At 45.0% G+C, this 13976-nt stretch carries 11 protein-coding genes; 7 read left to right on the top strand and 4 right to left on the bottom strand.

Going from position 1 to position 13976, the window contains the following annotated elements; genetic code table 11:
- Positions 1-57: 57 nt before the first annotated feature.
- The 3 genes from ACPUEK_RS14235 to ACPUEK_RS14225 form a co-directional block, all read right to left on the bottom strand.
- On the bottom strand, positions 58-1809 hold the full coding sequence (locus tag ACPUEK_RS14235; RefSeq protein WP_425641144.1) for an alpha-amylase family glycosyl hydrolase: 1752 nt from the start codon (positions 1807-1809) through the stop codon (positions 58-60).
- Positions 1810-1869: 60 nt separating this feature from the next.
- On the bottom strand, positions 1870-3096 hold the full coding sequence (locus tag ACPUEK_RS14230; protein WP_067038661.1) for a glycosyl transferase: 1227 nt from the start codon (positions 3094-3096) through the stop codon (positions 1870-1872).
- Between the two features lie 63 nt (positions 3097-3159).
- Positions 3160-3984: an HAD-IIB family hydrolase gene (locus ACPUEK_RS14225; RefSeq protein WP_425641143.1), complete on the bottom strand. Its 825-nt coding sequence runs from the start codon at positions 3982-3984 to the stop codon at positions 3160-3162.
- A 713-nt stretch (positions 3985-4697) separates the two neighbouring features.
- Here ACPUEK_RS14225 and ACPUEK_RS14220 point away from each other — a divergent pair.
- From ACPUEK_RS14220 to ACPUEK_RS14190, 7 genes are all read left to right on the top strand, one after another.
- Positions 4698-5927: a pyridoxal-phosphate-dependent aminotransferase family protein gene (locus ACPUEK_RS14220; protein ID WP_067220244.1), complete on the top strand. Its 1230-nt coding sequence runs from the start codon at positions 4698-4700 to the stop codon at positions 5925-5927.
- 234 nt (positions 5928-6161) lie between these two features.
- The gene (locus ACPUEK_RS14215; RefSeq protein ID WP_067220247.1) at positions 6162-7154 is read left to right on the top strand and encodes a Bug family tripartite tricarboxylate transporter substrate binding protein; all 993 of its coding nucleotides are present in this window, start codon (positions 6162-6164) and stop codon (positions 7152-7154) included.
- Between the two features lie 66 nt (positions 7155-7220).
- On the top strand, positions 7221-7661 hold the full coding sequence (locus tag ACPUEK_RS14210) for a tripartite tricarboxylate transporter TctB family protein (RefSeq protein WP_067038654.1): 441 nt from the start codon (positions 7221-7223) through the stop codon (positions 7659-7661).
- Between the two features lie 3 nt (positions 7662-7664).
- Positions 7665-9182 carry a tripartite tricarboxylate transporter permease gene (locus ACPUEK_RS14205; RefSeq protein ID WP_067038652.1) on the top strand — a complete coding sequence of 506 codons (1518 nt, stop codon included), beginning with the start codon at positions 7665-7667 and terminating at the stop codon, positions 9180-9182.
- Between the two features lie 91 nt (positions 9183-9273).
- Positions 9274-9957 carry a response regulator transcription factor gene (locus ACPUEK_RS14200; RefSeq protein WP_425641142.1) on the top strand — a complete coding sequence of 228 codons (684 nt, stop codon included), beginning with the start codon at positions 9274-9276 and terminating at the stop codon, positions 9955-9957.
- A complete protein-coding gene (locus ACPUEK_RS14195) occupies positions 9920-11377 on the top strand; it encodes a sensor histidine kinase N-terminal domain-containing protein (protein ID WP_425641141.1) in 1458 nt (485 codons plus the stop codon). Before ACPUEK_RS14200 ends, ACPUEK_RS14195 begins: the two co-directional genes overlap by 38 nt.
- Positions 11377-12432: an ABC transporter substrate-binding protein gene (locus ACPUEK_RS14190; RefSeq protein ID WP_425641140.1), complete on the top strand. Its 1056-nt coding sequence runs from the start codon at positions 11377-11379 to the stop codon at positions 12430-12432. The genes ACPUEK_RS14195 and ACPUEK_RS14190 overlap by 1 nt, the downstream gene beginning before the upstream one ends.
- A 54-nt stretch (positions 12433-12486) precedes the next feature.
- Here ACPUEK_RS14190 and ACPUEK_RS14185 read toward each other — a convergent pair whose 3' ends face one another.
- Complete coding sequence (locus ACPUEK_RS14185; RefSeq protein ID WP_067038644.1) at positions 12487-13965, bottom strand: RimK family protein; 1479 nt, start codon at positions 13963-13965, stop codon at positions 12487-12489.
- Positions 13966-13976 lie beyond the last annotated feature (11 nt).

Below are 13976 nucleotides of genomic sequence, written 5' to 3'. Positions count from 1 at the left end.
CTGAACTCTGCTTAGTTGAGCGAAGAGCTTAAATGATGAGTAGGCCAAGTAGGAGACCTACTTGGCCTTACTTTTTTTGTTGGCCAACCATAGAAATTGATAAGGCATTAATGTGACTTGAGCGAGGCTGTCTTCGTACTTAGTATCTGTGACTAAATCCGTCCAATCGTCGGTTGCGATTAGGTTTAGCTCGCCAAGATTAAAGGTCTGCGGTTCATCGCTAATGTTGTAAATAGCGAACAAACTTTGGCGGCGATCTAGGCTTTGACGCCAGAATGCAAACAGCTTATCACCTGTATGCAGAACATATTGTGTTGCGTTGGGATGGAAGGCGGGTTGTCCGCGACGAATTTGTATTAGGTTTCGCATCGCATTGAATACTTTCTGATGATGCGTTGGCGTATTTAGTTTGTGTTCAAGATCGTCCATGCCCCAAATGTGTCGATTAATCGAGCGGAACTGCCCAGTGTTATCAACACGAGGGTAATCGTTTTCAGTGCCAAAAAGAGAGTGAATATAAAATGCTGGTAACCCTTCTAAGGCCAACTGCACCGCCGCTGCACACATAAATCGGGCAAATTGCCACTGATCAGGTCCTTTGCTGACAGATCCACTTAATGCATCCCAAAGGCTGATATTGATTTCGTACGGCTTGGCTTCCCCCGCTGGAGTGGTGCGCGAGCTGACTTTTCCGCCGAACCGTTTCATTGTGTTAATTAGGCTATCAAGCTCCCATTCACTGAGTAATCCTTCCGTTGGGCGCAATCCTACACCGTCATGAGACGCAACGAAGTTTAAATAAGTCGTGCCTTGTTGTGCAGGAGGCATGCGCATTAACCAGTTTTTCAAATGTGCGCAGCTACCGGAAACCAGTGTATTAATAAGCAGTGGAGGTAAAGAAAAGTTGTAAATCAGGTGTGCTTCATTGGCATTACCAAAGTAAGTAAGGTTTTCCCGATTTGGAATATTGGTCTCGGTAATGATGACAGCATCGGGTGCGTAATGCTCAATCAACAGCCGTAACAAACGAATCATTTCATGTGTATTGGGCAGGTTGATACAGCTTGTGCCGGGGGTTTTCCATAGAAAAGCCACTGCATCCAAACGGAACCAGCGAATGCCTTTTTCAAGGTAAAGACGGATGATGCGCAGAAACTCAATTAATACTTTAGGGTTTTCAAAGTTTAGATCCACTTGATCGTGGCTGAAGGTACACCAAACATGCTTTAAGCCATTCTTTGTTTGTACCTCACGTAATAATGGTGAGGTTCTAGGACGCACAACGTTTGATACATCGGTATTGGGGTCGGCCTCATAAAAAAAACTAGCCCCAGGTTCTACGTCTGCTTTAAAGTTCTCAAACCACATGCTTCGACTGGAGCAATGGTTGATCACGAGATCTCCCATTACTTTGAAATCGCCAGAAAGCTCAGTGATACTGCGCCATTTGCCCGCTGAAGGGTTGACCGATGTGTAATCCATGACACTGAAACCGTCGTCTGAGCTGTATGGAAAGAAGGGCAACAGATGAACCGCTGAAATACATTCAGCAAGCTTGGTTTTTACAAACTCATGTAATGTATTTAGAGGTGATTCGCCGTCTTTTCGCAATGTATCAGCGTAGGTGATCAGCATGATGTCTGATTGATTCCACAGGTTTCTGTGCGGTTGAGGCGAGGTCGTTTTAGGATCTAAGCCAAAAGTAGTGAGACAGTTACGTGCCATTTCGCCCGCATCAAGGTGCGGGTATAAGACTTGTAAATGCCCAATCAGTCGTTGTTCTAGTTGGGACAGTGGCGCTGCTTCCATTATGACCTACCTTATATCTTATCTGCTTTGTCGTCATTGTGTTGAGCCGATGACATCACACTACTTTGGTGTGTATTCGTTCATATCTTGTGTAACGGCCTCTTCTAATTGATGCATCACTTCAGGGAAGGCGCTTGCGACACGGTTCCAGCTCGGAATAAAAGGCGCTTCCATAGGATTATCTAGGTACATATTGCCTGCTTTCATGATGTTGCTGGCGAAGAGTTCAACCGCGCGCTCTTCGGAATGAACATCTAGTTTTAAACCATTAATCTCAGCATCATTTCGGTATGTCTCTATGAAATCTAAAGCGACACGGTAATAAGTGGCTTTGATGGTACGGAATGTTTCTTGATTAAAAACAATGCCGTTTGTAGCGAGTTTGCGAAAGATCGCTTTCGTGATGTCGATCGACATTTTAGATAAGCCACCGTCGTCGTCATCTGCGGATAGATCTTGATGTTTGTGATCGTATGCATCCGCAATGTCGACCTGACACAAACGGTTGGTTGAATAATTTCGGTACATTTCAGATAGCACGCCGATCTCTAATCCCCAGTCACTTGGTATGCGCAAATCGGTCATAACGTCCCGACGGAAGGAAAACTCACCGGCTAAGGAATAACGGTAGCTGTCTAAGTAATCTAAATAATCTAAGTGACCAAGTACTTTTTTCAAGGAATAGAGTAAAGGCGTGACAAGCAGGCGGTTAACGCGGCCATTCATTTTGCCATTAGCGGTTCGCGCATAAAAACCTTTACAGAACTCGTAGTTAAAGTTTGGATTTGCGACAGGATAGATTAAACGTGCCAGCAAGCTGCGGTCATAAGTGACAATGTCACAGTCGTGCATTGCCACGGCATCAGCATCGGATGCCGTTAGTGCGTAGCCCATACAGAACCATACATTGCGTCCTTTACCTGGGTCGTTTGGCGATAATTTCTCACCTTTGAGAATTTCATCAATGGCACGAAGACGTGGGCCATCGTTCCACAAAACTGTGTGTTTTTGAGGTAGCTCAGAGAAAAACTCCAAGGCATGACGATACTGTTCTTCGGTCGCGCGGTCCAAGCCGATAATGATTTCGGAAAGATAAGGTACTTGCTTTAGATGCTTAATGATATTCGGCATGGCATCGGTTTCGAGCTCAGAGTATAAGCAAGGTAAAATAAGTGCCATAGGGCGCTTCTTAGCGAACTCACACAGTTCTTTTTCCATGTCTTCAAGAGGACGCTGAGACAAATTGTGCAGTGTTGTAATAATGCCATTCTGGTAAAAATCACCCATTTTTCTCTCCTGTAGCATGTTGTCATGCTGTCTTTTACTCGCTGATTCGTCAGTGAGTTGGTATTAGATAAAACCTTCGTTTACTAGGGCTTTATTGATGGCTTCGCTCCAGCCTTTAGGGCCATAAGAATCTGTAATCCAAACGTCGTAGCGCCCAGGGATTTCAGGTGGAACGTGGACAGGCGAGCGTACGACAACAGGAATGTCTGCTTCGCAGATCATGCCAACATCGTTTTCACCGTCACCTAACGCCATACTTTTTAGGTCTTCATGGAAGGTGTCCTGATAAGCTTGTTTTAGCCAGTTCATAGCAACGGCTTTATCGCACTGCGCGCCCATTAAATGGACAAATCGTCCACCTTTTTGCGCTTTAATGCCTTGAGCCGCTAATTCATGTCTTAGGCGCTCTAAAGCGGCATTAGAGTCGTTCCAGATTAAAGGTTCGGTGAAGTCGCGTTGCAGTGACAGCTCAGCAGTTTGATAGTCTAAGCCCGTATGCTCCATCAGTTGTTCAGTGCTTAGATCGTGATAACTGATAAAATCGTAGCGAGATTTCATACTCTGCGATAACTCGATAAGGTGCTGGCGCTTGGGGCCAAACGATTGAACGTAAAAATCACCACGACGTTCAAGGTCATGAATGTCCACCAACGGACTATTAGACGGTATATAGACAGCCGCACCGTTTTCGATAATAAATGGATCCTTATGGCGCAGCGCCAAGCGAAGTTCAAGGAGTTCCGCATAGGTTTTGCTGGTGTTTAATACGCATGGGATCCCCAGCGTTTTTAAGCTAAAAAGAGCCGCTTCTGCGTCAGTAAAGGCGTAGTCAAAGTGGTCAAGTAAAGTTCCATCTAGATCTGTGAAGACTATTAATGTGGTCGTCATATGTTTGATTGAAGTGGCGTCCGCTTCAACCTCTCCTCCTTTTACGAATAACAGTGAAATGCGCTTCTGACCTGTTTTGGAACACCTACCGTGCCATTAATGGATGACTGACTGGTTAGTGAAAGCAATATGCTTGCCAGAGTGCTGTAAAAAAATTGTGTATCGACCAGTTTAGAGTCTGAGCAACACAGATTTATGACAGTGCTAAGCCATGCATAGCAAGGCTTTCGTAAAGATTGACTAACGGTATGAAAAAAGTGCCTGATGGCATTGTAGTGCTTATCAGGACAGCTGTTAAAAAGCGTTAGGAGAATTGTTTTCGTTTTATCGTTAGAGCGTACCGGATATCTTTTTGATCTATTTTGGTGCGTTGGTGCGCTTCTGCACCATCATTTAAAGTGCGCTGTTTGATTTTTGAGCAGAGGGCTGATGTTTTTGTAGAGCGATCTTTATGGCGTGTAGGAGTAAATAATGCTGGGGTTTAAATCTATGTTTGGTGAGTTCTGTGGGTGACAGAAGAAGTTTTGGATTATTCGACTCTTTTCAAAATATAGACTCTTAAAAATAGGTCGATTGCAGTATTATTTCAGCAGATTATTTTGGAAAATTAAATTTTACCGAATTTTGGTCTGAAAATACTAAGATTACGATATTTGATTTTATGAAATAGTTGAGATGGATTTTTTATTAATCATATTTAAAGGCAGGTAAATATGGACTCTACAACGGGCATTCCTTGTCCCGAACTACAATCACTTGACGATATTCTTCCACAAGAACCATTGCTGATGATGGGGGCGGGTCCAGTGCCGATTCCTGAGCGCGTGGCCAAAGCCAACTCAGTTGTGATCAATCATCTTGGTCCAACAATGGCGAAAGTCATCGATCAAGTGAAGAGCATGGCACGTTACGTCTTTCAAACAGAATCCAAGTGGGTACTTGGTGTCGCGGGACCTGCCTCCGCCGCGATGGAAATGTCAGCCGTTAACTTGCTGCAACCTGGTGAAAAGATTCTGTGTCTGAATAACGGCTTCTTCAGTCATCGTATGGCTGAAATGGCTAAGCGCGTTGGCGCGGATGTTCATGAATTGCACATTCCCGTGCATGAAGCTGCGGACCCAGAACGAGTGCGTAAAGCGATAGAGCAAGTACGCCCAAAAGTCATTAGTATGGTGCAAGGTGAAACGTCGAATACGGTTTGTAACTATACGCTAAAAGACATTGCAGCGATTGCCAAAGAATACGGCTGTCTTGTCGTAGTTGATGCCGTGTGTACGCTGAGTACCATGCCGCTGAAAATGGACGAATGGAAAGTGGACTGCGTGATTACGGGGGGGCAAAAAGGACTGTCGTCTATTCCTGGGGTGTCGTTGGTGGCATTTTCCGATGAAGCTTGGCAAGTGATTGAAAACCGAACCGTTCCACTTACGCATTGGTGTTTTGATGCGAAGCTGGCGGAAAATTTCTGGCACCGTGATGGCTACCATTATACAGCGCCCGTATCGGGCATTATGGCATTGCATGAAGCACTCAAGTTGGTTTGTGAAGAAACGCTAGAAAAGCGCTTTGCACGACACCTTCGCTGTTCAAAAGCGTTACAAGCTGGTATTGAAGGCATGGGCTTGAAATTGTTTATCGAACCTGAAGCACGTCTAAATTCTGTGGTAGGTATTTGCATTCCAGAAGGGTTAACGGCAAAACAGATTTGTGACCACATTTCCGATGTATACCGTGTTGAAATCGCCGGATCGTTTGGTCAACCAATTGTGCGTATTGGGCAGATGGGTGAACAATGTCGCGAACATAACTTATTCCGTACACTTCATGCATTTGGTAGCACGATGCGTGACCTCGGAGTAAAAGTAGATCAGCCAAATGGTATGGCCGAGATGGAGGCTTACTTACAAAAAGCACCTCGTGTTGCACATCAAGCCGTCGCATAACGGGCTGTGTACACTGTTTAAAAACCCACTTTAAGTAAAAGTGGGTTTTTTTTGCCTGTTTTTAGGGTGCTATTACATTGAATTGTCCCTTAAGGTATTTGTTTTTACACATTTTGTACTAAAAATGTGTTGGTGACAGGGTTGTGACAGGTTCGCGGAGTATGTTGTGAGTCATGGATGTTCTGAAACATTCTTTTATCCAAGACAAAAACAATAAAAGCAGGAGATAAAGTCATGCTTAAAACCGTATCAATGAAGTCTGTTCTAGTTTCGGGTGCTGCGGCACTGACCATTGCTGGACAGGCCTATGCCTACGAACCAGCTCGAAGTGCTGAGTGTATTGCACCGGCTAACCCAGGTGGTGGTTGGGACTTTACGTGTCGTAGTGTTGGTAAGGTATTGACCGACCTAGATTACATCAAAGGCAATGTTCAGACTGTGAACATGGCTGGTGCCGGTGGTGGTGTCGCGTTTGCTCACACAGTCAGTAAACGTACCACTGATGAATCGCTTATTGTTGCAGCGAGTACGGCAACTACAACTCGTCTTGCTCAAGGCCAATTCCCAGGCATGAATGCCGATCAAGTGAAATGGGTGGGTACACTTGGAGCCGACTATGGTGTGATCGCCGTAGGCAAAGATTCTAAATACACGTCTCTAAAGCAAATGATGGATGCCCTGAAAGGTAATCCTGGCGCGGTTAAGTTTGCCGGCGGCAGTGCTTCAGGTGGCTGGGACCATTTGAAAGTGTTGATTACCGCGAAAGAAGCCAATGTTGAAAACCTACCAAAGATTCGTTACTTAGCATTTAGTGGTGGTTCTGAAGCCCTTGTGCAAGTAGTAGGCGGGCATGTGGATGCGTTCACCGGCGATATTTCGGAAGTAAAAGGCTTTATGGATTCCGGTGACTTACGTGTACTAGCCGTGCTCTCTGAAGAGCGTTTAGCAAAACCATTTGATCAAATTCCTACCGCTCTAGAGCAAGGCATCAGTTCCGTTGCGCCAAACTGGCGTGGATTTTACGTTCCTGGTGATGCGAGCCAAGAGTCTTACGATTGGTGGGTGAATACTATTGATGAGCTGTATCAAACACAAGAATGGAAAGATGTCATGGTCAAAAACGGCCTGATGCCTTTCAAAAAATCTGGTGAAGAGTTCACTCAATTTGTGAAAAATCAAACACTCGACATTCAAATCCTATCTAAAGATATCGGTCTAATTAAATAATTAGATTCGATTTAGAGGGGGACCCGCTCCCCCTCCGTTTTCCCTTGTTATTCTTGGAGCAGAGACATGCGTATTAATGACCGTGTGTTTGGGGTGCTATTGCTTATTTTAGCCGTTACTTACGGCTACGAAGCGACGAAATTTCCTGTGCCATTTGGCGGTCAGGAAGCGGTAGGCCCTGAAACATTTCCGATCCTTCTTTCTATCCTGTTAGGCATTGGCGCGATCTACATGGTGATCAAGCCAGATGAAGATACGAAATGGCCAGCCGTTTCAATGTTATTGGAATTGGGTGTGGTGTGTTTGGTGTTGGTGCTGTTTGCATTCGGGCTTGAGTATATAGGCTTTGTGCTATCAGCGACGCCTGCCGTTGCCTTCCTATGTTGGCGTATGGGGGCCACCCCAGCGAAGAGCTTACTTACAGGTGTTATTACGTCGGTTGTGATCTACGTATTGTTTACGCGTGTTCTTGAATTGGCTTTGCCATCCGGTATTTTGGGGCTATAAGTTATGGGTACTATAGAACTTTTAATGCAAGGCTTTGTGGTCGCTCTGTCTCCAGAAAGTCTTATGTTCGCATTGATCGGTGCCATATTAGGTACATTGATTGGTGCACTTCCAGGGTTAGGGCCTGCAAACGGTGTGGCGATTCTTATCCCACTGGCGTTTAGTTTAGGCTTATCTCCAACGTCTTCTTTGATCTTATTAACGTCTGTTTATGCTGGGGCCATGTATGGCGGCCGTATCTCATCGATTCTGTTGAATATTCCGGGCGACGAACCGGCGATGATGACTTGTTTAGATGGCTATCCGATGGCTTTAAAAGGTAAGGCTGCAGAAGCGTTAGCTACCTCTGCTATCGCTTCGTTTATCGGTAGTTTCATTGCCACCATTGGACTGGTGATTTTAGCACCAATATTAGCGAAGTTTGCGCTGAAATTTGGACCATCAGAGTACTTCGCTCTGTTTGCCTTGGCGTTTGCTACCTTGGGTGGGATTACGGGTAAAAACCAGTTTAAGACGCTGATCGCGGCAGCGCTTGGTTTGATGATTGCCACTGTTGGGATTGATATCTCATCGGGTGTGCAGCGTTTTACTTACAACAACTTGCACTTGTTTGAAGGGGTCGACTTTCTGATTGCAATTGTTGGTCTGTTTGCGATTTCAGAGTTGTTCTTTTTCCTTGAACAACATGCTGGCGATGGCCTGAAACAAGTTGCATTGAACAAGTTGAAGCTAACGGCTAAAGATATTTTATACATTATGCCAGCCTCTATTCGTGGCGCGCTATTGGGTTTTGTTTCAGGGGTTCTGCCTGGCGCGGGTGCTTCTTTGGGTAGCTTTGTAAGTTACACCTTAGAGAAGAAATATTCTGACAAAGGCGAATTCGGTAAAGGTGACCCTCGTGGTGTTGCTGCGCCAGAAGCCGGTAACAACGGTGCGGCATCAGGTGCTTTAGTGCCAATGTTAACGCTAGGTGTACCAGGTAGTGGTACTACCGCTGTTCTACTGGCAATGTTGATTTCTTTGAACGTAAATCCAGGTCCGATGTTGTTCGAACAAAGTCCTGATTTAGTGTGGGGTGTTATTGCCGCATTGTTTGTGGGTAACTTAGTGTTGTTGCTTTTAAATATTCCAATGGTTGGCATATTTGTGAAGCTGTTAAGCATTCCACCTAAGTATTTAATGCCGATCGTAACCTTGGTGGCGTCTGTTGGGATCTTCTCAATCACCGGTAGTGCTATGGATCTGTATTTCATGGTTGGCTTTGGTGTGTTGGGTTACGTTTTACGTAAAATCGAAATCCCATTGGTACCTGTTATTCTTGGTATGCTGCTTGGTCCTGAGATGGAAAAGAACTTGCGTCATGCGTTGGTTTTATCAGATGGCGATTGGTCGGTGCTTCTAAACAGTGGCTTAAGTATTGGTCTTTGGGTTGTAGCCGCCGCAGGTTTGATTCTTCCAATCATTGTAGGCCCGATTCTTCGAGCAAAAATGAAACGCCCGAAAGATGGTTTGCCTGATTAACTATTTGCTACACTCAAAATAGCATTTTTAACCACAAGTCCGGTTGAGATTCTCAGCCGGACTTGTTTTGTTTTAGTGGCAGGGTAGTTTTATGCGAATTTTAGTCGTTGAAGACACGGAAGTTTTAGGACAAGCCATTTGTGATCGACTCTCAAGTCTTGGGCATGGGGCAGATTTGATCTGTGATGGAAAGCAAGCCCATGAGTTTCTTCGTTATCAGTCCGTGGATTTAGTGATACTTGATTTAAATCTACCCAATGTCTCCGGTTTGCAGATATTGCAGAGTTTGCGACAACGGGAGGATGCGACGCCAGTGTTAATTTTAACGGCTCGTGACCAAGTCGATGACCGTATTCGATTATTAGATGCCGGTGCCGATGATTATTTGACTAAACCGTTTGATTTTGGTGAGTTGGAAGCCCGTTGTCGTGCCTTGTTGCGCCGCCAGCAAGGGTACGCATCTAACGTCACAGAGCATGGCAATATCACCGTAGATCGCGATAGTCGTCAGGTGTTGGTAGACAAAGAGGTGCGTGCGATTACCAACCGTGAATTTCGTTTGTTAGAAATCTTTTTAGGTCACTTAGGTCGGGTGTTGAGTAAAGATGACATCACCGAGCATTTGTTTAATTTTGATGAAACACCAGGGCCAAATGCCATTGAGCTTTATGTGGCGCGTCTGAGAAAAAAGCTGGCAGGCAGTGATTTGGTGATCAGCACCTTACGAGGCATTGGGTATGTGGCGGAAATTGCCCCAACACGCAAGCGCTCTTGAGCAATCGCTCGATTATCGCCACTCGCCATCGTTAAGAGGGCGATTTATTGTAGTCGGCGCGTTTACCATTAGTTTGATTGCTGTGTTGGCGATCAAACTGGTATTCGATTACAGCGAACGATTGGCTGACATCTCTTATGACCGCTTGCTACGTAGCGCATTGTTGCAAATGGATGAAAATGTTGGACAAGAGCAAGGGGAGATCACCATTGATATCCCTTGGTCTGCATTTGCGACGCTGGCGCAAGCGAGTGAAGACCGCGTGTTTTATAAGGTGGAAAGCTCCAGCCAAGGCTTTATTACGGGCTACTACAACCTTGATTCAACCCCAGAGCGACCTAAAGAATACGGTACTATTCAGTTTTTTGATCGTCGTTATTCAGGGGAAACACTCCGCTTTGCTTGGTTAGAACGGCATCTAACAGAGCCGGATGCCAGCGGAACGGTGCGTATTGTGTTGGCGCATACACGGTTATCACGGGAAGATATGGCGGCTTCGGTAACTCAGCGAGCTGTTGAATTGATTACCTTGGTAGCGCTGGTATCGATTGTCTTGATTATCATTGGGAGCCAATTGGTCTTGCGTCCATTGCATCGTATCGAGCAATTATTAGAAGAGCGTACGCCCGGGGATTTGACGCCATTAACGTTAAAAACGCCCCGAGAAACTTACCATTTAAAAGTCGTCATTAATGACTTCATGAAGCGGCTACAAACCAACCTTGAAGAGTTAGAGAATTATACGGGTAATGCGGCGCATCAGTTACGAACACCGATTGCGAGTTTAAAGGCGCTTGCTGAAAATGCCCGAGATATTCGTAGGCCAGATGAACAGCGCCAAGCGCTAGAGAAGATCATAGAGCAATGTGAAGCGTTGAGCGATACAGTGAGTTTTTTGCTGAATCAGGCGACGATCAGTCATCGAATGCAATCTCAGGTGATGGGGTTAATTGATCTGGTTCAGCCTATCCAAGAGTCGTGTCGTGCTCAGGCTCTTACCGCGTTGCGTAAAGGTGTCATGCTGTCGTTTGAAACGACTTTAGATGAAGCCATTGTGGTGGGTGATATCATTGCGATCGAGCAAATGATGCAAAACCTGATAGAAAATGCGGTGCGTTACAGTCTTTTAGATGACCATGAGGAGACGAAGGAAGTCGTGATCAGAATAACGCCGCTACCTAATATTTTCCGCGTTGAAGTCATTGATCAAGGCGTTGGCATTAGTGAGATAGACAAGCAGCGGGTTTTTGAGCGATTTTATCGTGGTCGTTATGATATTGCGGGCTCTGGCGTCGGTTTGTCATTAGTGAAAGACATTGCTAAATACCATAAAGCGGATATTTTACTGTCAGACACCGTGCCGCATGGTACGACTGTTACTGTGGATTTTCCTACCTTTCAATTCAGAGGGGATCACTAATGAGGTTGATTGCTACCGTTCTATTAGGATGCCTAAGTTTTCTAACCCATGCTGATCCCGTGTGGTTTGGTGCCAGTAACGCTTCCAGAGAGCTGTATATTAACTCCACACTTGATATGTCGTCGTTTAAGCCCTTGTTAGAGCGCTTTGTTGAGTTGAATCCTAGCGTACGTATTGCTTACGTCGATGTGAATACCTTGGAATTATATTATTTAACGGTATCAGAGGCTGAAAACCCGAGTGCGAGTTTGATATTAAGCAGTGCGATGGATTTACAGTTGAAGTTAGTTAACGATGGGTTTACGAAGCGCTATGTATCGGAGCAAACAGAGCGTTTGCCTGCCCAAGCGAAATGGCGTGACGAGGTGTTTGCCTTTTCTTATGAGCCAGTTGTGATGATCGCCAATAAAAATGCCTTCGATGCGGGTGAAATTCCGGATGGTCGACAGGCATTACTCAGTTATATTCGTCAGAACGATGAGCAAGTATCGGGGCGAATGGGGACGTATGACATTCGTAAAAGCGGGGTAGGGTTCTTATTGGCCAGTCAGGATGCCCGTCAAGCTGATGCCACTTGGGGACGTATGTTGGAAGCGTTTGGCAGTCATGGCATAAAAACCTATTGCTGCTCGAGTGATATCATTGACGATGTGGCCAAAGGTGATCTGGTGGTGGGTTATAATCTGCTGGGCTCCTATGCGGCACAGCGAGCAAACAATGACCCTAATTTAGAGATGATAATCCCTAAAGATTACACCTTAATGCTAATGCGTACTGCCGTGTTGCCGCGAAACGCACCGAATCAGCAAGACGCAGGCTTGTTCTTGGATTTTTTGTTGTCGGATGAAGGTCAAGCATTGATGACGACTGAAGAGTTGTTATATCCAATCCGCCAAGGTCAAAGCCAGGCGCATTTTGCTATGCCCCTAGGGCCTACACGAACAATTAAGACCGTCGATTTAGATCAACAGTTGTTAGTGGGCCGTGATTTGGTAAAACAGCGCCGCTTTATTCGCAGCTGGGAGTTGGCGCTAGAATTAAGCAGCGGAGACTAGCATCTTCTAGGAGGAGCAAGGTGAGCCGGAGAACCGGTCACCTTGCTCTGTCCGCTAAAAGTCAGACTGGCCTTGAGTCTTCTGTTGCATTCGACGTAAGAACTCAGACATGATCTGCATGTACAGTTCATCCCCTAAGTATTTGTCTTCAACGCCGCGATCGATGCTTGGATTATCATTTACTTCGATTACGTAACCACGACCTTTTAGTTCTTTTACATCCACGCCATAAAGACCGTTGCCAATTGGTTTAGTGGCGGCAATAGCTGCTTGAAGTACACGCCTTGGTACTTCAAAAGTCGGTAAGGTGTCGAAGGCACCGCTCTCACTTTTTGACTCGCCGTGCTGATAAATCTGCCAGTGGTTTTTCACCATATAGTAACGACATGCGAAAATGGGTTTGTTATTTAAAACACCAATACGCCAATCAAATTCGGTGTAAAGGTATTCTTGTACCAACAACAAACTTGATTTTTTGAACAGTTCATCGAGACATTGAGACAGTTCATCACGGTTTTGAGCTTTTAATACCCCTTTAGAAAACGCCCCATCTGGAATCTTAACTACCATTGGATAGCTGATGTGCTGCTCCAAAGAGTCTTCTAAATTGCTTTCACCCTTATGAATAATGCGTGTTTTTGGACAAGGGACTTTATGAGTATTGAATAAATCCGCCAAATACACCTTGTTTGTACATCGCATAATAGACTGCGGGTCGTCCATAACAACCAAACCATTTGCTTCTGCTTTTTTGGCAAACTGATAAGTATGGTGATCTATGTTGGTCGTTTCACGAATGAATAAGCCATCGTACTCAGGTAGTCGAACAATATCTTTAGGACCAATGATATCGACCTGAATACCAAGTTGCTTACCCGCTTGAACAAACTTTTTCAGTGCTTGCTTGTCGCTAGGGGGCATGGCTTCATCAGGGTTGACCAGCATAGCCAAGTCAAATTTCGTGCTACGATTTTTACGTGCCTTGTTCCATACTTTGCTGCTAAAGGCGTCTAATGCTTCGGCAAATAACGTTTCTTCTTCATCATTTAACGATTTATGCGATGTGACCTTTAGTGATTTAACCTGCCATTGCTTTTTATAAACCAGTGAAAACTCAATTACTGGACATGGGAATTTTTCAAACAGCTTTCGAGCGAAATCTTTTAGTTCAGGTTGCAGTGTATTACCAAAAACAGCATGCCCTTTGATGGTAGTAGGCTCTGCCGGAATACCGAGCTTTTCGGCAATGGTCGGTAACCACTGCGATAATTCAATATCGTAAAGTGCCTTTTTATTTAAATCGTTTAAGGTTCTAACCGAAGGCATCACATTATGACCGCGACTTTCTGCAAGCAAAGAACAGTAGTAGCCATCCGATAAATAACGACTGCTTTTACATAGGTTAATGATGCGTGTTCGATCATTTACCTTCGTCGTAAGAGACAAATATTGTGGGAAAGTAATCACGTGATCGCTGGCAAGAAAAGCGGACCAGTCTTTCAATTGATCTACGACGATATAAGTTTGTGCCATGCAGAAAATTC

The organism is Marinomonas gallaica (genome assembly GCF_049821165.1).
GTDB classification, from domain to species: domain Bacteria; phylum Pseudomonadota; class Gammaproteobacteria; order Pseudomonadales; family Marinomonadaceae; genus Marinomonas; species Marinomonas gallaica.
The sequence above is the reverse complement of the archived record's forward strand: the minus strand, read 5'-3'. Positions and strand labels throughout refer to the sequence as shown.

Bases quoted from the DNA above. Each gene is read 5' to 3' on its own strand.
- ACPUEK_RS14235 (WP_425641144.1), bottom strand. From the start codon at position 1,809: ATGGAAGCAGCGCCACTGTCCCAACTAGAACAACGACTGATTGGGCAT.
- ACPUEK_RS14230 (WP_067038661.1), bottom strand. From the start codon at position 3,096: ATGGGTGATTTTTACCAGAATGGCATTATTACAACACTGCACAATTTG.
- ACPUEK_RS14225 (WP_425641143.1), bottom strand. From the start codon at position 3,984: ATGACGACCACATTAATAGTCTTCACAGATCTAGATGGAACTTTACTT.
- ACPUEK_RS14220 (WP_067220244.1), top strand. From the start codon at position 4,698: ATGGACTCTACAACGGGCATTCCTTGTCCCGAACTACAATCACTTGAC.
- ACPUEK_RS14215 (WP_067220247.1), top strand. From the start codon at position 6,162: ATGCTTAAAACCGTATCAATGAAGTCTGTTCTAGTTTCGGGTGCTGCG.
- ACPUEK_RS14210 (WP_067038654.1), top strand. From the start codon at position 7,221: ATGCGTATTAATGACCGTGTGTTTGGGGTGCTATTGCTTATTTTAGCC.
- ACPUEK_RS14205 (WP_067038652.1), top strand. From the start codon at position 7,665: ATGGGTACTATAGAACTTTTAATGCAAGGCTTTGTGGTCGCTCTGTCT.
- ACPUEK_RS14200 (WP_425641142.1), top strand. From the start codon at position 9,274: ATGCGAATTTTAGTCGTTGAAGACACGGAAGTTTTAGGACAAGCCATT.
- ACPUEK_RS14195 (WP_425641141.1), top strand. From the start codon at position 9,920: ATGTGGCGGAAATTGCCCCAACACGCAAGCGCTCTTGAGCAATCGCTC.
- ACPUEK_RS14190 (WP_425641140.1), top strand. From the start codon at position 11,377: ATGAGGTTGATTGCTACCGTTCTATTAGGATGCCTAAGTTTTCTAACC.
- ACPUEK_RS14185 (WP_067038644.1), bottom strand. From the start codon at position 13,965: ATGGCACAAACTTATATCGTCGTAGATCAATTGAAAGACTGGTCCGCT.